At 67.2% G+C, this 22,440-nt stretch carries 23 protein-coding genes and 1 pseudogene; 12 read left to right on the top strand and 12 right to left on the bottom strand.

Annotated features, from left to right (window positions below):
- Positions 1–110 precede the first annotated feature (110 nt).
- The 3 genes from DIE13_RS29155 to DIE13_RS29165 all read left to right on the top strand — a co-directional run bounded on the left by DIE13_RS29155 (position 111) and on the right by DIE13_RS29165 (position 2,532).
- Positions 111–911 carry a helix-turn-helix domain-containing protein gene (locus DIE13_RS29155; protein WP_124830502.1) on the top strand — a complete coding sequence of 267 codons (801 nt, stop codon included), beginning with the start codon at positions 111–113 and terminating at the stop codon, positions 909–911.
- A 99-nt stretch (positions 912–1,010) separates the two neighbouring features.
- Positions 1,011–1,424 carry an ATP--cob(I)alamin adenosyltransferase gene (locus DIE13_RS29160; protein ID WP_124830503.1) on the top strand — a complete coding sequence of 138 codons (414 nt, stop codon included), beginning with the start codon at positions 1,011–1,013 and terminating at the stop codon, positions 1,422–1,424.
- Positions 1,425–1,524: 100 nt separating this feature from the next.
- The gene (locus tag DIE13_RS29165; protein ID WP_124830504.1) at positions 1,525–2,532 is read left to right on the top strand and encodes a LysR family transcriptional regulator; all 1,008 of its coding nucleotides are present in this window, start codon (positions 1,525–1,527) and stop codon (positions 2,530–2,532) included.
- 29 nt (positions 2,533–2,561) lie between these two features.
- Here the strand turns inward: DIE13_RS29165 and DIE13_RS29170 are convergent, their stop codons facing one another.
- The 3 genes from DIE13_RS29170 to DIE13_RS29180 all read right to left on the bottom strand — a co-directional run bounded on the left by DIE13_RS29170 (position 2,562) and on the right by DIE13_RS29180 (position 4,875).
- Complete coding sequence (locus tag DIE13_RS29170) at positions 2,562–3,080, bottom strand: type II toxin-antitoxin system HipA family toxin (RefSeq protein ID WP_233410076.1); 519 nt, start codon at positions 3,078–3,080, stop codon at positions 2,562–2,564.
- Positions 3,081–3,212: 132 nt separating this feature from the next.
- Positions 3,213–3,725, bottom strand: a complete 513-nt coding sequence (locus DIE13_RS29175) for a helix-turn-helix domain-containing protein (RefSeq protein WP_124830506.1) — start codon at positions 3,723–3,725, stop codon at positions 3,213–3,215.
- Between the two features lie 241 nt (positions 3,726–3,966).
- Entirely contained in the window at positions 3,967–4,875 is a 909-nt protein-coding gene (locus DIE13_RS29180) for a LysR substrate-binding domain-containing protein (protein WP_124830507.1), read from the bottom strand.
- Between the two features lie 108 nt (positions 4,876–4,983).
- Between DIE13_RS29180 and DIE13_RS29185 the strand changes: the two genes are divergently transcribed.
- Both DIE13_RS29185 and DIE13_RS29190 read left to right on the top strand, forming a co-directional pair.
- The gene (locus DIE13_RS29185) at positions 4,984–6,066 is read left to right on the top strand and encodes a tartrate dehydrogenase (RefSeq protein ID WP_124830508.1); all 1,083 of its coding nucleotides are present in this window, start codon (positions 4,984–4,986) and stop codon (positions 6,064–6,066) included.
- 187 nt (positions 6,067–6,253) lie between these two features.
- Positions 6,254–7,564, top strand: coding sequence for an MFS transporter (locus DIE13_RS29190; protein WP_124830509.1), 1,311 nt, complete (start codon positions 6,254–6,256; stop codon positions 7,562–7,564).
- Positions 7,565–7,612: 48 nt separating this feature from the next.
- Here the strand turns inward: DIE13_RS29190 and DIE13_RS29195 are convergent, their stop codons facing one another.
- The 5 genes from DIE13_RS29195 to DIE13_RS29215 all read right to left on the bottom strand — a co-directional run bounded on the left by DIE13_RS29195 (position 7,613) and on the right by DIE13_RS29215 (position 12,922).
- A complete protein-coding gene (locus DIE13_RS29195) occupies positions 7,613–7,909 on the bottom strand; it encodes a hypothetical protein (RefSeq protein WP_124830510.1) in 297 nt (98 codons plus the stop codon).
- 88 nt (positions 7,910–7,997) lie between these two features.
- Positions 7,998–8,288, bottom strand: a complete 291-nt coding sequence (locus DIE13_RS29200; RefSeq protein ID WP_124830511.1) for a hypothetical protein — start codon at positions 8,286–8,288, stop codon at positions 7,998–8,000.
- A gap of 203 nt (positions 8,289–8,491) precedes the next feature.
- Entirely contained in the window at positions 8,492–9,829 is a 1,338-nt protein-coding gene (argG, locus tag DIE13_RS29205; protein WP_124830512.1) for an argininosuccinate synthase, read from the bottom strand.
- 339 nt (positions 9,830–10,168) lie between these two features.
- Entirely contained in the window at positions 10,169–11,239 is a 1,071-nt protein-coding gene (locus DIE13_RS29210) for an FUSC family protein (protein WP_124830513.1), read from the bottom strand.
- A gap of 150 nt (positions 11,240–11,389) precedes the next feature.
- Positions 11,390–12,922 (bottom strand): sensor domain-containing diguanylate cyclase, encoded by a 1,533-nt coding sequence (locus DIE13_RS29215; protein ID WP_124830514.1) that lies wholly within the window; start codon positions 12,920–12,922, stop codon positions 11,390–11,392.
- Between the two features lie 596 nt (positions 12,923–13,518).
- On the opposite strand from DIE13_RS29215, the gene DIE13_RS29220 reads away from it, so the two are divergent.
- From DIE13_RS29220 to DIE13_RS29235, 4 genes are all read left to right on the top strand, one after another.
- Complete coding sequence (locus DIE13_RS29220; protein ID WP_124830515.1) at positions 13,519–15,054, top strand: amino acid permease; 1,536 nt, start codon at positions 13,519–13,521, stop codon at positions 15,052–15,054.
- Positions 15,055–15,355: 301 nt separating this feature from the next.
- Complete coding sequence (locus DIE13_RS29225) at positions 15,356–15,601, top strand: DUF3717 domain-containing protein (protein WP_006761486.1); 246 nt, start codon at positions 15,356–15,358, stop codon at positions 15,599–15,601.
- A gap of 216 nt (positions 15,602–15,817) precedes the next feature.
- On the top strand, positions 15,818–16,735 hold the full coding sequence (locus tag DIE13_RS29230; protein WP_124830516.1) for a LysR family transcriptional regulator: 918 nt from the start codon (positions 15,818–15,820) through the stop codon (positions 16,733–16,735).
- A 115-nt stretch (positions 16,736–16,850) separates the two neighbouring features.
- Positions 16,851–17,663: an alpha/beta fold hydrolase gene (locus DIE13_RS29235; protein ID WP_124830517.1), complete on the top strand. Its 813-nt coding sequence runs from the start codon at positions 16,851–16,853 to the stop codon at positions 17,661–17,663.
- Between the two features lie 36 nt (positions 17,664–17,699).
- Here DIE13_RS29235 and DIE13_RS29240 read toward each other — a convergent pair whose 3' ends face one another.
- Together DIE13_RS29240 and DIE13_RS29245 are read right to left on the bottom strand one after the other, a co-directional pair.
- Positions 17,700–18,053 carry a hypothetical protein gene (locus DIE13_RS29240; protein WP_096505674.1) on the bottom strand — a complete coding sequence of 118 codons (354 nt, stop codon included), beginning with the start codon at positions 18,051–18,053 and terminating at the stop codon, positions 17,700–17,702.
- Between the two features lie 178 nt (positions 18,054–18,231).
- A complete protein-coding gene (locus DIE13_RS29245) occupies positions 18,232–19,158 on the bottom strand; it encodes an MlaD family protein (RefSeq protein ID WP_124830518.1) in 927 nt (308 codons plus the stop codon).
- A 67-nt stretch (positions 19,159–19,225) separates the two neighbouring features.
- On the opposite strand from DIE13_RS29245, the gene DIE13_RS29250 reads away from it, so the two are divergent.
- Positions 19,226–19,762 (top strand): TetR/AcrR family transcriptional regulator, encoded by a 537-nt coding sequence (locus DIE13_RS29250; RefSeq protein ID WP_409333470.1) that lies wholly within the window; start codon positions 19,226–19,228, stop codon positions 19,760–19,762.
- Here the strand turns inward: DIE13_RS29250 and DIE13_RS33580 are convergent.
- Together DIE13_RS33580 and hutC are read right to left on the bottom strand one after the other, a co-directional pair.
- Positions 19,648–19,929, bottom strand: a pseudogene (locus tag DIE13_RS33580) (TetR/AcrR family transcriptional regulator); the annotation flags it as partial. The gene DIE13_RS29250 and the pseudogene DIE13_RS33580 overlap by 115 nt on opposite strands.
- A complete protein-coding gene (gene hutC, locus DIE13_RS29260) occupies positions 19,914–20,609 on the bottom strand; it encodes a histidine utilization repressor (RefSeq protein WP_124830519.1) in 696 nt (231 codons plus the stop codon). The gene hutC and the pseudogene DIE13_RS33580, both read right to left, overlap by 16 nt.
- Before the next feature lie 213 nt (positions 20,610–20,822).
- Here hutC and DIE13_RS33585 point away from each other — a divergent pair, with 213 nt between their 5' ends.
- Together DIE13_RS33585 and DIE13_RS29275 are read left to right on the top strand one after the other, a co-directional pair.
- Positions 20,823–21,329, top strand: a complete 507-nt coding sequence (locus tag DIE13_RS33585; RefSeq protein WP_234745342.1) for a DUF4118 domain-containing protein — start codon at positions 20,823–20,825, stop codon at positions 21,327–21,329.
- Positions 21,330–21,608: 279 nt separating this feature from the next.
- Positions 21,609–22,382 (top strand): ABC transporter substrate-binding protein, encoded by a 774-nt coding sequence (locus DIE13_RS29275; RefSeq protein ID WP_124830520.1) that lies wholly within the window; start codon positions 21,609–21,611, stop codon positions 22,380–22,382.
- The last annotated feature ends 58 nt before the right edge of the window (positions 22,383–22,440 follow it).

Raw genomic sequence — 22,440 nt, forward strand, 5'->3', positions numbered from 1 at the left:
CGCCGGCCGGGAACCGCACGGCCGCGGCCGCGCCTTTCTGGTATAAGCACGCATAGGCACGACAAGGCCGCACGGGCACGCCGTCCGGCCGCTTCCGACATCATCGCTCCATGCGCAACCTGCCCGCCGTTACCGATCCTGCCGCCGACGCCGACGTCTATCACGTGCCGCGGCCGCTCGTCGTGTTCGGCGGCTCGGTGGTCGAGCCCGAGTGGCGGCTCGAGCGGCACAGCCATCCGCAGGCGCAACTGCTGTACACGCTGAGCGGCGTCATCTATTGCGAGATCGACGGCGGTGTGTGGAGCGCACCGCCGCAATGCACGGTGTGGATTCCGGGCGGCGTCACGCATTCGGCGCGCGGCTCGGCGGGTGCGACGTTCTACGCGGTGCTGGTCGAACCCGATGCGGCCCCCGACTTGCCGGCACGTTGTTGCACGCTCGGCATGTCGCCGCTGCTGCGCGAACTGCTGCTGAAGGCCGCGAGCTTCCCGAGCCTGTACGACATCGACGGCCCGCAGGGGCGACTGATGGCGACGCTGCTCGACGAGCTCGTCGCGGCGCCGGTGGAAGACCTGTACCTGCCGATGCCGGCCGACCGCCGGCTGCGCAAGCTGATCGATCACCTCCTCGACGATCCCGCCGACAAGTCGCCGCTGTCCGAACTCGCGCGTCGCGCCGGCGTCAGCGAGCGCAGCCTCACGCGGCTCGCCGTGAAGGAGCTCGGCATGAGCCTCGGCGACTGGCGCCGGCGGCTGCACGTCGCGCTGTCGCTGCGCATGCTGACGGCGGGCCGCCGCGTGCACCAGATCGCGATCGATCTCGGCTACGAGAGCGCGAGCAGCTTCGTGACGATGTTCCGCAACGCAACCGGCAAGTCGCCGACCCAATACCTGACCGACCGGCAGCGCTGAGCGCGGTTGGCCGGATCGAACAAGCGGTTGGCCGGCACGAGAAATGACGGGACGGCCGTCGATCCCTAACATGAGAATCATTCTCATCTGGAGGTCGACATGCAGATCGTCACGAATGAATTCCCGTTGGTGTGGCTGCGTTACGCGCGTTCGCCGTCGAGCGAGCCCGCGCACTTGCTGGCCGAACTCGATGCGTTGTTCGCGCGCCGGGAACGCTTCGTTTTACTGACCGATGACGCGCCGTCCGGCGACGATCGCGATGCGCAGGATCACGAAATGCGCAAGCAGCTCGCGAAATGGAGCAAGGCGAATCGCGCGCGGTCGCGCGAATGGATTCCCGCGATGATCGCTGTCGAACCCGATGCGCAGCGGCGCGCGGCGCTCGATGCGTTCTCGGGCGCATTCGAGAAGGTCTGGGGTTATCCGCTGAACGCGGCAGCGAATCGTGACGAGGCGCTCGCGCTGGCGCGACGATTGCTCGCCGCGCCGGCTCCCGCGGCCGCGCGCGACTGAACCGTTCGCCGCGCGGGCGGCGCGGCTTTCTCACCGACCGGCATGCGTTGCAGCGCGCTTCGCGCGCGTCGCGTCATGCCGCATTTCCCGGGAGTTTCCGGTGGACAATCCGATTCGCGCGATGCGCATCTTCACGCGCATCGTCGAGATGAACAGCTTTACGCGCGCGGCGCACGCGCTCGGCATTTCGCGCGCAACCGCGACGCGCACCGTGCAGGAACTCGAGGCGGCGCTCGGCATGCCGTTGCTGGTGCGCACGACCCGCGCGCTGCGGACGACGCCCGAAGGCGACGCGTATTACCAGCGGTGCCGGCGCATCACCGCGGACGTCGACGAGCTCGAAGCGAGCCTGCGCAATGCGGCGCGGCATCCGAGCGGGCCGTTGCGCGTCGAGCTGCCGGGATCGGTGGCGGGCGCGATCGTGCTGCCGGCGCTCGGCACGTTCCATGCGCGCCATCCCGAGCTCGTGCTGTTGCTGGGCGTGTCCGGGCGCGCGGCCGACCTGATCGGCGATGCGGTCGACTGCGGCATCCGGCTGGGCGCGCTGCCCGATTCGTCGCTGGTGGCGCGCCCGCTCGGCGCACTCGAGCGCGTGACGTGCGCGAGCCCCGCGTATCTCGAGCGCCGCGGCGTGCCGCATTCGCTCGACGCGCTTGCCGGGCATCGCGCGGTCAACGGCGCGTTCGCATCCGGCCAGCGTGCGGCCGAACTCGAATTCGCGATGGACGGCGCGGTGCGCAAGATCCGGCTCGACGGCGTCGTCAGCGTCGACGACGAGCATGCGTACCTGTCCTGCGGCGTGCATGGCCTCGGGTTGATCCAGCCGCCGCGCGTCGTCGCGCAGCCGCTGATCGACGCGGGGCGGTTGCGGGAGGTGTTGCCGCGGTGGCGGCCGGGCGCGGTTCCGGTGTCGGCCGTCTATGCGAAGCGCCGGCATGTGTCGCCCGGCGTGCGCGCGTTCGTCGACTGGATCGCGGAGCGCTTCGCCGATGCGGCGCAGGACGGAGCGGGCGTGCGCGTTCCCGGGGCAGCGGGGCGGCAGATCGCTGCGGGTGCGGTCGCCGCGAGCGAGCCCGACGCGAACGGCAGGCTGGCGGCCGCGGCGTGACGGCGGTGCGTCGAATGAATGAAGGGGGCTCAGGCGCCTGCGAGGCGGAAGGCGTCGGCCATGTGCTCCTGCTCCCGGGCAGAAAGCGCGAGTCGTGTCGCGAGCGTGCGCCATTGGCCGACGACGCCGCGGAAGTCGTCGATGATCTCGTCGGCATCCTTCAGGCTCAGCCGGAAATATTCACATACCTCGCGGGCGAGTTCGAGGTTCAGCGCGTTGTCGGTTTCCGTGATATTGAGCTTGAGACCATCGGCGACGGGGTTCATGTCGTAGGCTGCGGAGAGTCGCCAGCCTGCAGCCGGTTCGAGAATGAACCCGTGATTGCGAAGATGGTCGTCGGTACTCGAGACGAGCAGGTTGAATACGATCCGGGCCCATAGTTCGTGCAGGTCGGCATTCGGTTGCGCGCCGTGTCGCATGAGGACTTTCGCCAGTTCCAGGGAGCTGACGCCGGTGGATGCATCGTCGCCGTCGACGTGGCCGGTCATCGTCATGGCCGATGCAGAATGCAGCCGGCCACCATCGGCAGTCCGATCGAATCGTCGCACCAGGAAGCAGTGATAGTCGCTGACGAATTTTCGCGCTTCGGCGTGGGCGACGTTCAGGCTGTCGACCGTGCAGAAGACCGAGTTTCAGGGGAGCGGACAGGCTGCTCCAGTCCGCCTAGACGGAGAGGGTCGTCATTTCTTGGTCGGCCCCTCATGTCGCCTGCCCACGGGTTTCAGCAATGCGGCCGGATCCGCAGCGGTCGTGCCGCGATTATCGTCAGGCACTGCGCGATCGGATGCCGTTGTTGCTGTTCCCTCGGCTTGGGTGGCGGGGGAGACGCGCGCACGCGCGCGCCTGTCGCGCGTGCGCGACGCTGCTGCGGCCGCCGCAGGCGTGGCCTGCTTCGCGCGCCGTGGCGTGGCGAGGCGGGCATCCTGAAGCTGACGGCCGAGCGGGTCTGATGCAGCCAGCTTTTCCAGATCGGCTTGGAGCCCGAGCGCCTGCATGACGGAAAGATACGCCCCCATCGTGACGCCCGACCCGCCTGCCTCGAGCGAGCGAAGCGTCATCGGCGACATGCCGGCGCGCTCCGCGACCTGCTTGGCCGTCAGCTTTCGGCGCAGGCGCGCCAATTTCAGCCGCTCGCCGAAATCGACGAGCAGCTGACTGGATGCCGGCAAGAGCGGGGCAGTTTTCCTGGCCATGGTTAGAGCTAATATTTCAGCGCTTTTTACATGATAACGCCAAAATATTAGCACTTTGGTGGCTCGGCCGAGTGTTGTTTCGATCCGGTGGCACGAGCAGAAGTGTAAGTATTTTGGCGTTTTTTAGGAAAAATTGCCGAAATATCATCATTGTGCCGATTGGCTGATCCGATGCGTGACGCGGGTATCACGTCGTTCTGGAGCGTGCGTGGGCGCTTGGCCACTCGCACCCCGCACCCGGTCACCCGCCCAGTTCCTCCGCCAGAAACGCCACGAACGCGCGAATCCGCGTCGACATCTGATGCCGCTGCGCATACACCGCGTAGATGTCCGCGCTCGGCGTCTCGTAGTCCGGCAGCACGACGACGAGCCGCCCGTCGGCCAGATACTCGCGAATGTCCCATTCCGCGCGCATCAGGATCCCGTGCCCGTCGAGCGCCCACTTCACCGCGATCTCGCCGTCGTTCGTCGTCAGGTTGCCGTTGATCCGCACCGCTTCGGTGTTGCGCGCTGCGCCGCGCCCGCTCGTCAGGCGCCAGATCCCGTAACCTTCGTCGCCCTGCCGGATACCGATGCAGTTGTGTCGCGTCAGCTCGTGCGGCGTGCCGGGCGTCCCGTGCCGCGCGAGATACGCGGGCGCCGCGCACAGCAGCCGGCGATTCGGCGCGAGCCGCCGAGCGACCACGCGCGTATCGGGCGGCTCGCCGAAGCGGATGCACACGTCGAACGTGTCGTCGGTCAGCGGCGGCGGCATCACCGACAGCTGCAACTGCACCGACACCTCCGGATAACGCGCGACGAAGCGCGAGATCGCTGGCCCGACGTGGCTGCGCCCGAAGCCGAGCGTCGCGTTCACGCGCAGCAGCCCTTTCGGCCGTTGCTTCGCGCTGCCGAGCAGTTCGCCCAGTTCATCCATCTGATCGAGGATCCGGCGCGCGTAGTCGAGATACACGTCGCCTTCGGGCGTCAGCATCATGCGCCGCGTCGTACGGTTGACGAGCGTCACGCCCGCACGCCGCTCCATCTGCGTGAGCCGCTTGCTGACGGCCGCCGCGGTCAGTCCGAGCTCGCGCGCGGCCGCGCTCAGGCTGCCCGACGCGGCCAGCGTCGAGAAGAAGCCGAGATCGGCCGGCTGCACGGTATCCGCCATGACTGGATTGGTGAATTAAAGTTAAAGATGCTTTGAGTCTAGCACCGGTTCCAGCACTCCCGGTTAGGTAAAGTGCCTTCACGCTCACGATCAATCGAGGATGTCAGCATGAAGACCTACCGTATCGCGACCATTCCCGGCGACGGCATCGGCAAGGAAGTGGTGCCGGCCGGCAAGCAGGTGCTGGAAGCGCTGGCGCGCGGCAGCGACCGCTTTGCGTTCGAGTTCGAGGATTTCGACTGGGGCGCCGACTACTACCGCCAGCACGGCGCGATGATGCCGGCCGACGGCCTGGACGCGCTGCGCGGCAAGGACGCGATCCTGTTCGGCTCGGCCGGCGACCCGGACGTGCCCGACCACGTGACGCTGTGGGGCCTGCGCCTGAAGATCTGCCAGGGCTTCGACCAGTACGCGAACGTGCGCCCGACGCGCATCCTGCCCGGCATCGACGCGCCGCTGAAGCGCTGCGGTCCGGGCGACCTGAACTGGGTGATCGTGCGCGAGAACTCGGAAGGCGAATACGCAGGCGTTGGTGGCCGCGTGCACCAGGGGCATCCGATCGAGGCCGCGACCGACGTGTCGATCCTCACGCGCGCCGGCGTCGAGCGCATCATGCGCTTCGCGTTCCGCCTCGCGCAGTCGCGTCCGCGCAAGCTGCTGACCGTCATCACGAAGAGCAACGCGCAGCGTCACGCGATGGTGATGTGGGACGAGATCGCGAAGCAGATCGCGCAGGAATTCCCCGACGTCACGTGGGACAAGGAGCTCGTCGATGCCGCGACCGCGCGCATGGTGAACCGCCCGGCGTCGCTCGACACGATCGTCGCGACGAACCTGCACGCGGACATCCTCAGCGATCTGGCCGCCGCGCTCGCCGGCAGCCTCGGCATCGCGCCGACCGGCAACATCGATCCCGAGCGCCGCTATCCGTCGATGTTCGAGCCGATCCACGGTTCCGCGTTCGACATCATGGGCAAGGGGCTCGCGAATCCGGTCGGCACGTTCTGGTCGGTCGTGATGCTGCTCGAGCATTTCGGCGAGACGGCCGCCGCCGCGCGCGTGATGCAGGCGATCGAGGCCGTCACGGCCGACCCGTCGCTGCATACGCGCGATCTCGGCGGCAGCGCGACGACCGCGCAGGTGACGGCGGCCGTCTGCGAGCGCGTCGCGAACGCGGCGGTCGCAGCCTGACGGCAACGAGGCGGACGACGATCGCCTGCCGTCCGCCTCCACCGGAAATCGACTGCCCGCGACTCGCGCATTCGACGCGAGCCGGGCGCCGGCGCACGCCCTTCGCCGCGGCGCCGGTCGGCGCTCGCAGAGCACCCGCCGGGCCCCGCAGACAGGAGCGGCTCGACCTCGAAGAAGGAGGAGACACATGCAAGCAGATCTGGAAACCCGCGTCGCGCGGAAACTGATGTGGCGCATCATTCCGTTCGTGATGCTGCTTTACTTCGTCAGCTTTCTCGATCGCGTCAACGTCGGCTTCGCGGCGATGACGATGAACAAGGCAATCGGCCTGTCGCCGACCGCGTTCGGACTGGGCGGCGGCCTGTTCTTCATCGGCTACTTCCTGTTCGAAGTGCCATCCAACCTGATTCTCCACCGCGTCGGCGCACGCATCTGGATCGCGCGCGTGATGATCACGTGGGGCATTGTGTCGGCGGTATCCGCATTCGTGACCGGGCCGACGAGCTTTTACACCTTGCGCTTCCTGCTCGGCATGGCCGAGGCCGGCTTCTTCCCCGGCATCATCCTGTACCTGAGCCTGTGGTTCCCCGCGAAGCAACGCGCGGTGGCCGCCGCATGGTTCATGGCGGCCGCGCCGATCTCGACCGCGATCGGCTCGCCGCTGTCGGGCGCGATCATGCAGATGCCGCCGATGTTCGGGCTCGCCGACTGGCAGATGCTGTACATCGTCGAGGCGCTGCCGGCGGTCGTGCTCGGCTTCGTGGTGCTGAAGTGCCTGACCGATGCGCCGTCGAAGGCCGCGTGGCTGAAGGCGGACGAGCGCGACTGGCTGATCGCGAAGCTGAAGTCGGAAGCCGACGCGCGGCACACGCACGCCGGGCACACGGCCGGCGCGTGGCAGGCGCTGCGCGACCCGCGCGTGCTGGCGCTCGCGCTGATCTACTTCGGCACGTCGGCAGGCCTCTATACGCTCGGCCTGTGGGCGCCGTTGATGGTCAGGCAGTTCGGCTTCACCGCATTGCAGACGGGCCTGCTGACCGGCATCCCGAGCATCGCCGCCGTCGTGGCGATGATCGTGTGGGCGCGCCATTCGGACCGCAGCGGCGAGCGCACGTGGCACGTGGTGATTCCGTGCGTGCTCGCATGCGTCGGCTTCGTGTTCGCGGGGCAGGCGAGTACCGCGCTCCTGACCGTCCTCGCGCTGGTGGTCGTCAACATCGGGATCAGCGCCGCGAAGGCGCCGTTGTGGGCGATGCCGAGCGCGTTCCTGTCAGGCGCCGGTGCGGCCGCGGGGATCGCGATGATCAACTCGATCGGCAACCTCGGCGGGTTCGTCGGGCCGTTCGCGATCGGCTGGCTCAAGCACGCGACCGGCGGATATGCGGCCGGGCTGTACGTGGTGGCCGGCACGCTCGCGGTGTCGGCGGTTGTCACGCTGCTGCTGAGTCGCAAGGGTGCGCGCGAAGCGGTCGTGTCGGGCGTGCAGCATCATCATTGAAGGTGGCGCGCGTCCGTGATCGTGGGTCCGGGCGCGCACGCCGCATGCTTACGCGTGGAGCCAGAACCACAAGCCCGGGATGCAGAGCAGAAGGTGCAGCGGGAGCGCGACACGGAACGCGCTGCGTGGCGGCTGGTCCGGCTTCGACGTGTCGGCCGCGAGGCAACCGATGCCGACGGCAAGCGCCAGGACGGAGATCGAGGCCATGCACCGCAGACCGAAGCCCACGACGCCGACACCGGCATAAGGATCGGCCATCGAGCTGGCATAGCCGTAGCACATCACCATCGCGATGATTTCGATGATCGCGATCCACGCGAGGATCGAGCCGTATCGTGCCGTCATGGGGTATCGGGTGCCGTTCCCGGTGGATGAAAAGTCCCGAGGATACACGCAAGGACGGCGAGGCGTCTCCGCGATGCAGGCGCCAGCGTCACGCTGCCGGAAGCGCCGCGCGGCGTGCGATCTCCTCCACATACGCATCGGCGGACGCGCTCGACGTATCGACGAAGCAATCGCTGAACGCGCACGCATGCGCGATGCGGGAGACGATGCGCTCCAGCGCGATCGCCCACTGCTCGTGGAGCGGCGCGTCGTCGGGCGCATCGTGATCGTCGCCGTCGATGAAGCGCGCATCGGGCAGCACGCGTGCGAGTGCGCGATCGATCGTCGTCTTGCCGCTGTTGATCGGGCCGTTCACGTGAATGACGAGGAGGGAAGCCATGAGCCGGGTCGGAAATCGAACGACTCGCAGCTTGCCATGATCGCGGCAGCGTTGCAGCGCCGTTTGCGCGTGACACGATGGCGGGGGAAAACAGGGAGGGGAAAAGCGGAGGGAGCGGCAGGCCGTGCATGCATCGACGCACACACGGCCTGCCCGGCGCGGCACGCGTATCGGCTACGCGCGCCGGCTTCGGGTAAAACGGCTTATTGCTCGCCGTCGCCCTTGATCTGCGGCAGCGCCGACGATTCACCCGGCGTCAGCAGGCCGACCTGGGTGTAGACGCGCAGCTTGTCGCGCGTGTCGGTGATGTCGAGGTTGCGCATCGTCAGCTGGCCGATCCGGTCGCGCGGCGAGAACGTCGACGCCACCTTCTCCATCGACAGGCGCTCCGGTTGATACGTGAGGTTCGGCGACTTCGTGCTCAGGATCGAGTAGTCGTTGCCGCGGCGCAGTTCGATCTTCACTTCGCCGGTGATTGCGCGGGCGACCCAGCGTTGCGCCGTTTCGCGCAGCATGATCGCCTGCGGGTCGAACCAGCGGCCTTGATACAGCAGGCGGCCGAGGCGGCGGCCGTTCTCGCGATACTGCTCGATCGTATCTTCGTTGTGGATGCCGGTGACGAGACGCTCGTACGCGATGTACAGCAGCGCGAGGCCCGGGGCTTCGTAGATGCCGCGGCTCTTCGCCTCGATGATGCGGTTCTCGATCTGGTCGCTCATGCCGAGGCCGTGGCGGCCGCCGATGCGGTTCGCTTCGAGCAGCAGCTCGACCTGATCCTTGAACTCGACGCCGTTCAGCGCGACCGGCTGGCCGGCTTCGAAGCGCACCGTCACTTCTTCGGCGGCGATTTTCACGTCATCGCGCCAGAACGCGACGCCCATGATCGGGTTCACGATCTTGATGCCGCTTTCGAGGCTTTCGAGGTCCTTCGCTTCGTGCGTCGCGCCGAGCAGGTTCGAGTCGGTCGAATACGCCTTCTCGGCCGACATCTTGTACGCGAAGCCGGCCTGGTTCATGAATTCCGACATTTCGGCACGGCCGCCGAGCTCGTCGATGAACGTCTGGTCGAGCCACGGCTTGTAGATCTTCAGATCCGGGTTCACGAGCAGGCCGTAGCGGTAGAAACGCTCGATGTCGTTGCCCTTGTACGTGCTGCCGTCACCCCAGATGTTGACGCCGTCTTCCTTCATCGCGGCGACGAGCATCGTGCCCGTCACGGCGCGGCCGATCGGCGTCGTGTTGAAGTACGTGACACCGGCCGTCGTGATGTGGAATGCGCCGCTTTGCAGCGCCGCGATGCCTTCCGCGACCAGCTGCGCGCGGCAGTCGATCAGGCGGGCGCCTTCTGCGCCGTATTCGATTGCACGCTTCGGGATCGCGTCGTAATCGTCTTCGTCGGGCTGACCGAGGTTCGCGGTGTATGCGTACGGGACAGCGCCCTTCAGTTTCATCCAGTGCAGCGCGGCGCTGGTGTCCAGGCCGCCGGAGAAGGCGATGCCGACCTTCTGGCCGGTCGGGAGGCTTTCGAGAATCGTGCTCATGGGAATTACCGTGGATTGAAGTCCGGTGCGTATTTCGCGGAATATGCGAGTATCGGCTGTCCGGGAGGTTGGGGCAAGGGCTGATTTTCGTGCAAATGCGTCGGCGGGCCTGTCGCGACAGGGCTGGCGGGAGGTGAACCGGCCGGAGAATCAGGCGCGAATCAGCGTGGAACGGCGATCGAAACCGGCCATCGCGAACCGGCGAGCCGGCCTGTGTTTCCGGGGCCGGATCGGTCGAAATACCCGGCTGCCGCGCATCGGAATGCTGCCTTTTCAGATTGAAATGAAAATGAAAGATTGTCCCGGCTCCACGCGGCATTCAGCGGCAACGCCCGGATTTTAAATATTCCACGCCTGCGCCGTATCGAGCAGCTTCTCGCGCAACTGATCCACTTCACCGGCCAGCTTGACCGTGATCGACACGTAGCCGGACAACTGCGGCGGCGGCGCGTCGTGCGGCGGATCGGCCGGCCGGCGGCGCGGCGTGAGCCGGCTCGGCGTGCCGAACTTCAGCGCGCGGCTCGCACCGACTAGCGTGTCGCGGATGCGCCGGTTCACGGCCTTCATCGCGGTGCGCATGTACTCGCGGGACGCCACGTCGTCGCGGGCCGGCACCGTGCTCGACAGGATCTCCAGATAGCCGATGCACAGGCGCAGGCTGCGCTGGATCGCCTCGAGGTGCGTGACCGAGATCTCGCACTCCTTCGACACCGACGGCATCAGCGAGCGCAGCTGCACCAGCAACGCGCTCAGCGCGGCCATTTCCTTCAGGTGCGCGTCGTCGCTCACGTGGCGGTCGCCCGCGAGCCGCGCATGCACGGCCGCGCACGCGCGCAGCGCGTCGGCGAGCTTGTAGCGCCACGAGTAGGTCGCATAGAGCGGCAGCGCGAACGAGAACGCCAGCGCGATCGCGATGCCGGTCAGCACGTTCACCGCGCGCCACAGGCCGTCGACGATCTCGTTGTCGCCGTGCCCGGCGACGATCACCATCGTGATCGCCGACAGCAGCGCGATATAGCCGGCCTTGCCGATCGCGTGATACGCGCAGAAGCCGCACGCGACAGCCATCAGCAGGTAGATCGCGAGCGGGGCGTGCAGGAACGAGTAGAGCAGGATCAGCCCGAGCCCCGCGAGCGCGCCGATCGACGTGCCGAGCGCGCGCTCGGCCGCCTTCTTGCGGATGTTGCCGTGGTGCTGCAGCCCGCCGACGACGATCAGCACGGTGATCGTCGACCATTCGCCGTGCGGCACGCGCAGCCCGGTCGACAAGCCGATTGACACGAGAATCGCGAGCGCGACGCGCGCCGCGTGGATCAGTTTCGCGTGCCGGTAGCGCCGGTACGGGTCCAGCAGCGGACGAAGCGCGTGGCGCAGGAGCGGCGGCAAGCGGGAAGGGAGCTGGGCGGTCATGAGGTATCGAGGGTGGCCGGCGGGGTGACCGGAATACGCGCGGGCGGCTTGCGCGGGCCGGCGCCGCGCTGCATGCGCAGCTGCCGTAACGCTAGCCGAACGCGCGCGGGCTGTCCACGGCGGGGCGGCGCGACGCGGCTGGCCGTCACGTCACGCGTCGGCCGCTCTCGGCTGCGGGTTCGACACGCGATTGCGGCCGCCGGACTTCGCGCGGTACAGCGCCTCGTCGGCCTGCCGCAGCAGCGTCGCGGCATTCACGCGCCCGCCGGCGGTCGTTGCGGCGCCGATGCTGGCCGTCACGTGCCCGTACGGGCTGCGGACGTGCGTGATGTCGAGCCCCACGATCGCGCGCCGGATTGCTTCGGCGACCGTCGCCGCACCCCGCGCGTCGGTGTCGGGTAGCGTGACGACGAATTCCTCGCCGCCGTAGCGCGCGACGTGGTCGCTGTCGCGGCGCAGGCAGCGCGACGCGGATTGCGCGACGCGGCGCAGCACGTCGTCGCCCGCGAGGTGCCCGTAGTAGTCGTTGAACGCCTTGAAATGATCGACGTCGACGAACAGCACGGACAGCGGGCGGCCGCTGCGCGATGCGCGCTGCGCTTCCTTCACGAGCACCGCGTCGAACGTGCCGCGGTTGTCGAGCCCCGTCAGCGAATCGGTGTGCGCGAGCCGGTACAGCTTCGCTTCGGCGATCTGCCGGCGCTTGAGCTCGCGCGACAGCGCGAGCGAGCCCCACGCGATGAACGCGGTGAACAGGCCCATCAGCACGGCGGCCCAGATCGTGCGATGACGCCACGACGCGTAGATGTCGATCTCGGCGGGCGCGACGTCGACGATCAGCGGCAGGCCGGCGAGGTGCTTGTACACGTAGATGCGCCGCGTGCCGTCGATCGCGCCGGTGCCCGCCAGCACGCCGTCGCGGCTGCGCTGCGATTCGATGAAGAGCGGCGAATCGTGCAGGTCGAGGCCGACCACGCGCGCGTCGTACGGCAGCCGCGACACGAGCGTGCCGTTCTCCTCGACGATCGCCGCGCTGCCGTGCTCGCCGACCGCGAGGCCGTCGAGCAGCGCGCGGAAGTAGTCGATGCTGAGCGTGCCGACGACGATCCCGCCGAAGCGGCCGTCGGCGAGCGTGATCCGGCGGCTCAGCGCGATGGTCAGCGCGCCGCCGCGCAAGCGTGCCGCGTACGGCCGGCTGATGTAGAGGCCCGGCACGAGCCGGTTGCGATGCACGGTGAAATAGTCGCGATCGGCGAAATTGCCTTGTCGCGGCGGCGACGCAGCGGAATCGATCACGATATTGCCGTGCGGATCCATCACGAAAATGGCGCCGAGATACGCGCCGGTGGCGGCGCGGTCGAACAACAGCCGGTGACGCTGGCGCGGCGGCAATGCCATCAATTCCGGATCGGCGAGGCCATCGACGACGTTTTGCAGTGACAGATCGTAGAGTTCGATATTGCGGGAAATATCGCGCTCGATCAGCAGCATCAGGTTGCGCGCATTTTCGACCGCATGGTCATACGCGTCGCGGCGCGCCTCGATTAAAAGCGACGCGGAAAGCCCCCAGCTGAACATCAGCAGCACGATGCCCGCAGCCAGTACGCCGCGAGGCGACAAAATGCGTGCGACGGCCGACGCGGTATGGCGGCGCAGCGCAGCGAGCAGCGGGTGTGACTTCATCCTCGGGAAGGGCGTGGCGGCGGATATTTGCGTCGTGGACGGTTCCGCGCGCTGATTATTTCGCATTAACCCGTATTATCTCGCGAATTTCCGGATTCGGCCGGCGGATGCAAAACATGCATGCCCGAATGGCGATTCTGGTCCGTTACGCATCATTACTGCCTCGCGCGTATTCGGTTTGATTTGAATCAATTACCGTATCGAGGTTTTTGTCTGAATATTGGCGGGCGAGCCTGCCGATTTGTCGTTTTAACGCGTATCGGAAATGTGTTCCGCGCTTTCCGCGCATTGCGCGGTTCGGCATGCCGGATCACCTGCCGACGGCCACGGCCGTTCGACCCGACCGGCGGCGGCGATCGATGCGCCGGGGCCGAGCCGCATCCAACTCGTTGATTCTGCGGCGTCTGCATGCGGTGGCGGTGCGTTCTGACCAGAGCTGTCGCCATGACGAATCAGGTAGAATCCGCGCTTCGCCGCAGGCACCCGGCGCGCAACGCGTATCGGGGCCGCATCGAATGCACGGCAGGTGGCGCATCGCGCCCCGATACCGCATGCGCCGGCCCCGGATGCCGGCCCGCTCAACGTTCGTCTCGTTTATGTCCGCAATCCCGAATTCCGACCAACCCGGTTCGTCCGCGAACCCACCCAAGCTTCATCGCGCGCTGAAGGCGCGCCACCTGACGATGATCGCCATCGGCGGCTCGATCGGCACGGGCCTGTTCGTCGCGTCCGGCGCGTCGATCTCGCAGGCCGGCCCCGGCGGCGCGATGGTCGCGTACATGCTGATCGGCCTGATGGTGTACTTCCTGATGACGAGTCTCGGCGAAATGGCCGCGTTCATGCCGGTATCGGGCTCGTTCGCGACCTACGGCGCGAAATACGTCGACGAAGGCTTCGGCTTCGCGCTCGGCTGGAACTACTGGTACAACTGGGCCGTGACGATCGCGGTGGAACTCGTCGCCGCGCAGCTCGTGATGCACTACTGGTTCCCGAACGTGCCGGGCGTCTGGTGGAGCGCCGCGTTCCTCGGCGTGATGTTCCTGCTCAACGCGCTGACCGTGCGCGGCTTCGGCGAGGCCGAATACTGGTTCGCGCTGATCAAGGTCGTCACCGTGGTCGCGTTCATCGGCGTCGGCCTGCTGATGATCTTCGGCATTCTGAAGGGCGCGCCCGGCAACGGCTGGGGCAACCTGACGATCGGCGACGCGCCGTTCGCGGGCGGCCTGCCGGCGATGATGGGCGTCGCGATGATCGCGGGTTTCTCGTTCCAGGGCACGGAGCTGATCGGCGTCGCGGCCGGCGAGTCGGAAAACCCGCGCACGACGATCCCGCGCGCGGTGCGCCAGGTGTTCTGGCGGATCCTGCTGTTCTACGTGCTCGCGATCTTCGTGATCGGCGTGCTGATTCCGTACACCGACCCGAACCTGCTGAAGAGCGACGTGACCGACATCGGCGTGAGCCCGTTCACGCTGGTGTTCCGCCATGCCGGCCTCGCGTTCGCGGCCGGCGTGATGAACGCGGTGATCCTGACCGCCGTGCTGTCGGCCGGCAACTCGGGCATGTACGCGTCGACGCGGATGCTCTACAACCTCGCGACCGAAGGCCGCGCGCCGAAGTTGTTCGCGAAGCTGTCGCCGGGCGGCGTGCCGCGCAATGCGCTGTACGCGACGACGGCCGTCGGCGCGCTGTGCTTCTTCACGTCGCTGTACGGCGACAAGACGGTGTACCTGTGGCTGCTGAACACGTCGGGGATGACGGGCTTCATCGCGTGGCTCGGCATCGCGATCAGCCATTACCGGTTCCGCAAGGGTTACGTGAAGCAGGGCTACTCGGTCGACCAGTTGCCGTACCAGTCGAAGTGGTTCCCGTTCGGCCCGCTGTTCGCGTTCGTGCTGTGTCTCGTGATCGCGCTGGGGCAGGACTATCAGGCGTTCCTCGCGAACCGGATCGACTGGGCCGGCGTGGCCGCGACCTACGTCGGCATTCCGCTGTTCCTCGTCGTATGGCTCGGCTACCGGTTCATGAACAAGAGCCGCTTCGTGCGCTACGAGGACATGGAGATTGCGCCGTGGGTGGCTGCGAATCGCGGCGCACAAGCACCGCGCGTGACGAACCGCGAAACCGCCGGCTGATGCGGGCGCGGCACGCCGCCACGCGATATCCGACGAAACGGGAAGCCTGCGGGCTTCCCGTTTTTTCTCTTTGGTGCGTCCGTTCTTGCCGAATCCGCTTTTTTTGTCGGCTTTCGCCTGCACGGGGTCAAAGCCGGTTATATTTCCCGACCCTACCGGGCTGCGGCCCGGCCGGCGCGACGAGCGCGGCGCGGATCGGCATCCGGCGTGCGCGCAGCCTGCGACGGCCGGCGGCGCCCGGCGTTTTCATCGTTTCGTCGGGGCCGGCACGGCCCGCGGAGCGCGCAACCCAGAGGAATCCATGAGCGCATCACCCGCCGAGCGGAAGGCCGGACCCGTTTCCATCGTGCGAATCGAAGCCGCGATCAACGCGTGGCGCGAAGTGTATCCGCCCGCCCCGGACGGCGAGGACGGCTACGCGCTGGACGCCGGCAGCAACTGCCTGGCCGAGCTGTACGGCGCGATGATCTGCTATCGGCTGCCGGACGTGCCGCTCGATTCGCTGAGCGACGCGCAGCGCGACGCGCTATACGCGACCGAGGCATGACGCGCGGTTGCGACGAGGCCGCCACGCAGCGTCGATGAAGAAACGGGAAGCCTGGCGGCTTCCCGTTTTGTTTTGCGCGACGCGGCTCGAACCGGTATCGACGCCGGCTGAGGTATCGTCACGGGATCGGGACAGGCCATCACGGGACGAACGGCGCGCGCGCGGCCCGCGCGCTGCCGGTTGAACGTCCGGTGCCTGTCCGGGGAGGAACCGAAAATGGAGTTGAGACACCTCCGCTACTTCGTCGCGGTTGCCGAGGAGCGGAATTTCACGCGGGCGGCCGAGCGGCTGCACATCGCGCAGCCGCCGCTGAGCCGGCAGATCCAGCAGCTCGAGGAGGAGCTCGGCGTGCCGCTGTTCGAGCGCAACGCGCGGCCGCTGAAGCTGACCGACGCAGGGCGCTTCTTCTATTCGCACGCGGTGCAACTGCTTGCGCAGACGACCGAGCTCGAATCGATGACGAAGCGGGTCGGCAAGATCGAGCGCAGCATGTCGGTCGGCTTCGTCGGCTCGACACTGTACGGAATGCTGCCGAAGATCATCCGGCGCTTTCGCAGCGAGTATCCGGCCGTCGAGCTGAGCCTGCACGAGATGTCGACGATGGACCAGATCAAGGCGCTGAAGGAAGGGCGCATCGACGTCGGATTCGGGCGAATCCGCCACGAGGATCCGAGCGTGCGGCGCGTCGTGCTGCGCGAGGAGCGGATGATCGTCGCGCTGCCGGTCGGCCATCCGCTGGACGGCGCGAAGTCGGTGCTGTCGCTGCACGATCTCGTGAACGACACGCTGATCATCTTTCCGAAGGCGCCGCGTCCGAGCTATGCGGACCAGGTGCTCGCGGCATTCCACGATCGCGCGCTGCAGCCGCGGCGCATCTACGAGACGCGCGAACTGCAGATCGCGCTCGGACTCGTCGCGATGGGCGAGGGCGTATCGGTCGTGCCGCACAGCGTGTACGGCCTGAAGCGCGACGACATCAGCTACAAGCCGCTCGACGACCCGAACCTCGTGTCGCCGATCATCATGAGCATGCGGATGCTCGACGAGTCGGAGGACATTCGCGCGATACAGGCGCTGATCTACCGGCTGTACGACGAGTCGCAGATGGAATACCTGCCGCCGCAGCCCGAATGAGCGGGCGCCCGATGGGGGCTTGCTTGACGCGGCGCGCGGCGCCGAGCCACCATCGTCGGCATTCGATGCGGCACGCCGGTGTGCCGCCGTTTTCATGCGGAACGACGACAGACAGATGACCGATATCGTGACCGAGGAGACTTTTGTCGAGACGCCGCAGGGGCGTCTCTTCGCGCAGCGCTGGCGAGGGACTGCCGCGGTGGACGCGGCCGCGCCTATGCCGGCCGCGCCGATCGTGCTGCTGCACGATTCGCTCGGCTGCGTCGAACTATGGCGCGATTTCCCCGGGCAACTGGCACACGCGACGCAACGCGACGTGATCGCGTACGACCGGCTCGGCTTCGGCCGCTCGGATCGTCATCCGGGCCAGCTCGGCACGACGTTCGTGCGCGACGAAGCCGACCACGGGTTTCATGCATTGCTCGAGCAGTTCGGCGTGGATGCGTTCGTCGCGTTCGGGCACAGCGTCGGCGGCGGCATGGCGGTCGGGTGCGCGGCCGCGCACCCGGCGCGTTGCCGTGCACTGGTGACCGTCGCCGCGCAGGCATTCGTCGAAGATCGCACGATCGACGGCATTCGCGAAGCGGGCGAGCAGTTCGGTGCGCCGGGCCAGCTCGACCGGCTCGCGCGCTATCACGGCGACAAGGCCGAGTGGGTGCTGCGCGCGTGGGTCGACACGTGGCTGTCGCCGGCGTTTCGCGACTGGAATCTCGACGACGAACTGCCGCGCGTACGCTGCGCGACACTCGCGATTCACGGCGAGCAGGACGAATACGGCTCGGACGTGCATCCGAAGCGAATCGCCGCACGCGTGGCCGGGCCGTCGTCGTTCCTGCTGCTCAGCGGGTGCGGACACATGCCGCACCGCGAGCGAACCGACGACGTGCTGGCAGCCGTCGCGACGTTCCTGCGCGACGCGGGCGCCTGAGCGCCACTACGACCGGCGGGGCGGGCCCGCCGGCTGTCAGAACGACAGCTGGATCGCGAGGTCGACCGCGAGCAGCGCGATCGAGCAGCCGATGCCGAGGATCACGTTCGGCAGGCGATGCTCGAAATCGCGATGATCCCGGCGCATCGCGGCGCCGAGCAGGAAGATCGCTTCGATGACGATCTGCAACCCGACGAACAGCAGCATCAGCAGATACTCGTAACCCATCTGCTTGAACGCGGCGAATTGCATCCCGTGATCGCGGATCCACTGGCCGACGCGCAGCAGTTCGTAAGCGAACAGCAAGGCGGGAAACAGGTAGCTGATGAAGTACGTCGGCGCGGTGGCGTGCCGTAGTTCGAGGTGGAAGTGCTGATGCGTGGTAGCCATCACGAATCCCTCCTTGCAATGCATGATTGCGGTCTCGACGGCGGCGCAGCGACGTGCGGACTAGGGGATTGCCCGATGTATCGTGCGTGCCGTACGACACCAGCATACTGCGGCTCGGGAAATTTGGCATCCCGTACGTGCATTCGTTGCAAAAATGCGTGCGCATCGCACGATGCAATCAATGGCCGTCGCCGTTTGCACGCGGCGGGCCGGCCAGTGGCGTATCGTGCGCGACGCCGCGCAGCAGCCACTCCGGATGTCGCGCCAGATCACCGGCCAGCGCACGCAGCGCGCTCGACGTTCGCGTGAATTGCGCGAGCGCGCGGCGCACACTGGATGCGGACGCATCCTCCTGCCCCAGTATCGCCTGCGCGCTCGTGAATGCGCGTCGCGCAGCACCGAGCGTGTCGCGCGTCTGTGGTGCGAGTTCGGTGTCGAGTTGCGCGAACAGCGCACCGGTGCTCACGAGCGCCGCGTTGACACGCGCCCCCATGCGATCGAGCGGCAAGCGGGCAAGTGTGCCGGCGATGTCGGCAATTTGGACGCGCAGCACGTCTAGCGTGCCGGGAACGGTCGGCAGTGCGATCGGTAGCCGATCGGTGTCGACCGACGCAGGCGGCGCGTTCGGGAACATGTCGAGCGCGACGGACGACCGGTTTGCAATCAGGTTGCCGACGCGCAATTGCCCGCGCAAGCCGCGCGCGACGAGCGTGCGCAGCAGCGCCTTGCCGGCATCGGTGTCGCCGTTGCCGAGTACGTCGCGGTAGCGCTGCCCGAGGCGATCGGGATAGAGCGCCATCGTCAGGCGCATCGTGACGCTGCCGCGCCGCGCATCGTATTCCGTGCCGACGGCCGTCACGGTGCCGAGCTCGATGCCGCGAAAATCCACCGGCGCTCCCACGTCGAGGCCGCGCAGCGAGCGGTCGAACCGCATGACGACCGGAGCCGCCGGTGCGTTGGGCGTGCGCATCGCATCGATTTCATCGTCGGCCACGCGAAAACGCGCCCCGTCGTGCGCCGCGACGATGGTCGTGCGTCCGGGCGGCACCACGAATGCGAGGCCGCCGGCAAGCATCGCGGCGAGCGACGGCGTGCCGAGCTTCATCCCGCCCGCGTCGAGTCGCAGGCCGACGCCGCCCGCCGCATCAGTTCCGCACGAAACGAAAGACGACGTGCTGAATGCGTTGATGGTACATCAGAAGGAGTCCTACGAATGCCTTCGGCGCGATTACCTGGCCACGCGCGATCCGGACGAAGCCCGGCCGACGCTGTCCGCACAGATCGCGACGATGCGCGAGGCGATCGACCCGCAGCCATCGGCGGCGCTCGCGATCATGGCCGCGCTCGTCGAGGATACCGAGCCGTTGCAGAAGGTTCGCGAAGCCGATGCGAAGAACGTGCAGCGCATCGCCACCGAATCCGACGATCCCGATCTGGCGCTGCTGCGGTGGAAGGCGGCGTGGGGTATCGCGCTATCGGCGATGTTCGGGCTGTGTCCGCTGTCGGCCGACAAGCGCGCGCGGCTGTTCGACCGGCTGCTCGACGAGACGCAATGGCCGGCAGGCGCGAAGCGCCGCGCGCCCGCGGCGGCCGCTCAGGCTTTCGCGTGTGCGCCTTCGACGAACGGCTTCGCAATCGACTGGAAATCCCGTTTCAGCGACAACCCCGGTATGGTCAGCCGGCGCAGCATCGCCGCGAGATACAGGTGATGGAACCACGTCGCGAGCCGGCCGGCCGATAGCGCCGCGTCCAGCTCTCCGGTTTGCCGGCCGGCCGCGATCAGCTGTTGCCACACGCATGCGGTGTGCGCTCCGGCGCGCGCTGACGCGCCGGCCGAGGCTTCCCGCGCCCCCGCCTGGGTCAGAAATGCCCGGTGAACCGATAGCGGCTGCCCGGGTGCCAAAGATTGGCGACCGCCGCGACCATCCCCTGCGACCACGTGCGCCGATGCAGCAACAGGCACGGCTCGCGCTCGTCCATCGTCAGGTGGCGACGCGTTTCCGTATCGGGCATCGCGGCCTCGATCCGGTATTCGACACGCTGCAGCGGCGCGACGCGCGTCAGATACTGGTTCGGCGTCGTCGTCGTGAAGTCCTGCAACGCGTATTCGGGCGCGCAGGCCGGATTCACCCAGCGTTCCTCGAGCTGCACGGGCGTGTCGTTTTCGAAGTGCAGCACGCGCGAATGGAAGATCGCGCTGCCGGTGTCGAGCTGCAGTTCGTCGGCGAGCTTCGCATCGGCGATGGCCGCGCCGACTTCCAGCACCTGCGCGCGATAGCGGTGGCCGCGCGCGGCGACTTCGTCCGAGATGCTGCGGATCGCGACCAGCGTCGATTCGTATTTCGGTGACGCGACGTACGTGCCGGAGCCGCGCGTGCGCGTGAGCACTTGCTCGGCCGTCAACTCGCGCAGCGCGCGGTTGACCGTCATTCGCGCGACGTTGAATTCGCGCGCGAGCTCGTTCTCCGACGGTACCTGGTCGCCTTCCGCCCATTCGCCGGCATGAATGCGCGCGAGGATGAAGTCCTTGATTTCCTGATAGATCGGTGTGGTCATGGGATCACGGTTTCAGAGTCGGCATCGGCCCGCCGCCGAATGCCGATCCGGTGCGCGCCCGGCGCCGAGTGTACCGGTTTCGTGGGCGTGCAGGCCCGGAGTCCGTGAATGATCCCTGTTCGGCCGGTGCGCGTCCATGCGGGATTGCGCAGGGCGGTCGGACAGCGGCGTGCCGCGTGGCGGCAAAACCGATGCCGGATGCCGAGCGTCGCGATGCTGTTCCTGATGACCGTCGTCGTGATCGCATTGCGGTTCGGCCGGCTGGCCGGCACATGGGCCGGGTTCGTCTGCGCCGGCTGCTTCGATTTCCTCTTCGTCGAACCGAGGTTGTCGTTCGCGGTATCCGATCCGCGATACGTGTTCACGTTCATGCGGATGCTCGCGGTCGCGCTCGCGACCGGCCAGTTCTCGGCGACCTGCGCCGACACGATCGCCGCCGCTGCTCGGGGCGCGCGTCGCGCTCATGCCGGACACGCAGCTGGTGCAGACCATCCCCGACGATCGCCGCCCGATCGACACGCGGTGCTCGTCGATCGCGATGGCGCTCGCGCGCTGATGAACCTGACCGACAACGCCGCGAAGCACGTGCGCGTGTACATGACGAACCGGCGGCAGAAACTCGAGCCCGTGCCGGCCGGCCTGCGCCGCTTGCTGACGGAATTGCAGTTCGGCTACCGGCTGGTCGGTCTGGAAACGATCGTCCCGCCCCGGCAGGTATAGACAGGTTTTCCGGTCGTGCCGCTGGCTGCTTACGCATCGAGAAAGCAAAAATTCAGCGCTGCGTAAGCGTTAATTAATTGAAATTCAAGGATATTCGCGACCCACGGCAATAATCCGCCGACAATTAGAGATAAACACGGATTGCTGGCATCGGGCAGGAAAAGGCAAAGTTGTATGTACAACTTGGGTGCGGTCAAACGGACGGCTCCCGGGTTGGAAGGGTTCACGGCGGCGACGCCCGGCGGGACCCGTGCCCAGTTCGCCTATGACAGGAACGCCATGAAGAAACTCGCGCTCAGTATTGCCCTTGCCTGCCTCGCGGTCGGTGCCCACGCCAAGGATTGGTCGACGATCCGGTTCGGCGTCGACGCCAGCTATCCGCCGTTCGAATCGAAGGATGCAAGCGGCAAGGTCGTCGGCTTCGACGTCGATCTCGGCAACGAAATCTGCGCGCGCCTGAAAGCGAAATGCGTGTGGATCGAGAACGACTTCGACGGGATGATCCCGGCGCTGAAGGCGAAGAAGTTCGACGGCGTGCTGTCGTCGATGTCGATGACGCCGGCGCGCGCCGAGCAGATCGCGTTCTCCGACAAGCTGTTCAACACGCCGACGCGCCTCGTCGAGAAGAAGGGCTCGAATCTCCAGCCGACGGCCGAATCGCTGAAAGGCAAGTCGGTCGGCGTCGAGCAGGGCACGATCCAGGAAACCTACGCGAAGACCTACTGGGCGCCGAAGGGCGTGCAGGTCGTGCCGTACCAGAACCAGGACGGCGTGTACCAGGACCTGATGTCCGGCCGCCTCGACGCCGCGCTGCAGGACGCGGTGCAGGCCGATCTCGGCTTCCTGAAGACGCCGCGCGGCGCGAACTTCCAGTTCGCGGGCGGCGACATCAACGATCCGAAGACGCTCGGCAACGGCGCCGGCATCGGGTTGCGCAAGGATGACGCCGACCTGAAGGCGAAGATCGACGCAGCCATCGCCGGCATGCTGAAGGACGGCACGTACAAGAAGCTCGAGAAGAAGTACTTCGCGTTCGACGTCTACGGCGGCTGATCGTCGATGCGGCGCGCATCGGCTGCGACGCGCCGCGCCAGTTTCCGGGTGCCACTTG

It is taken from the genome of Burkholderia sp. Bp9016 (assembly GCF_003857765.1).
GTDB lineage: Bacteria > Pseudomonadota > Gammaproteobacteria > Burkholderiales > Burkholderiaceae > Burkholderia.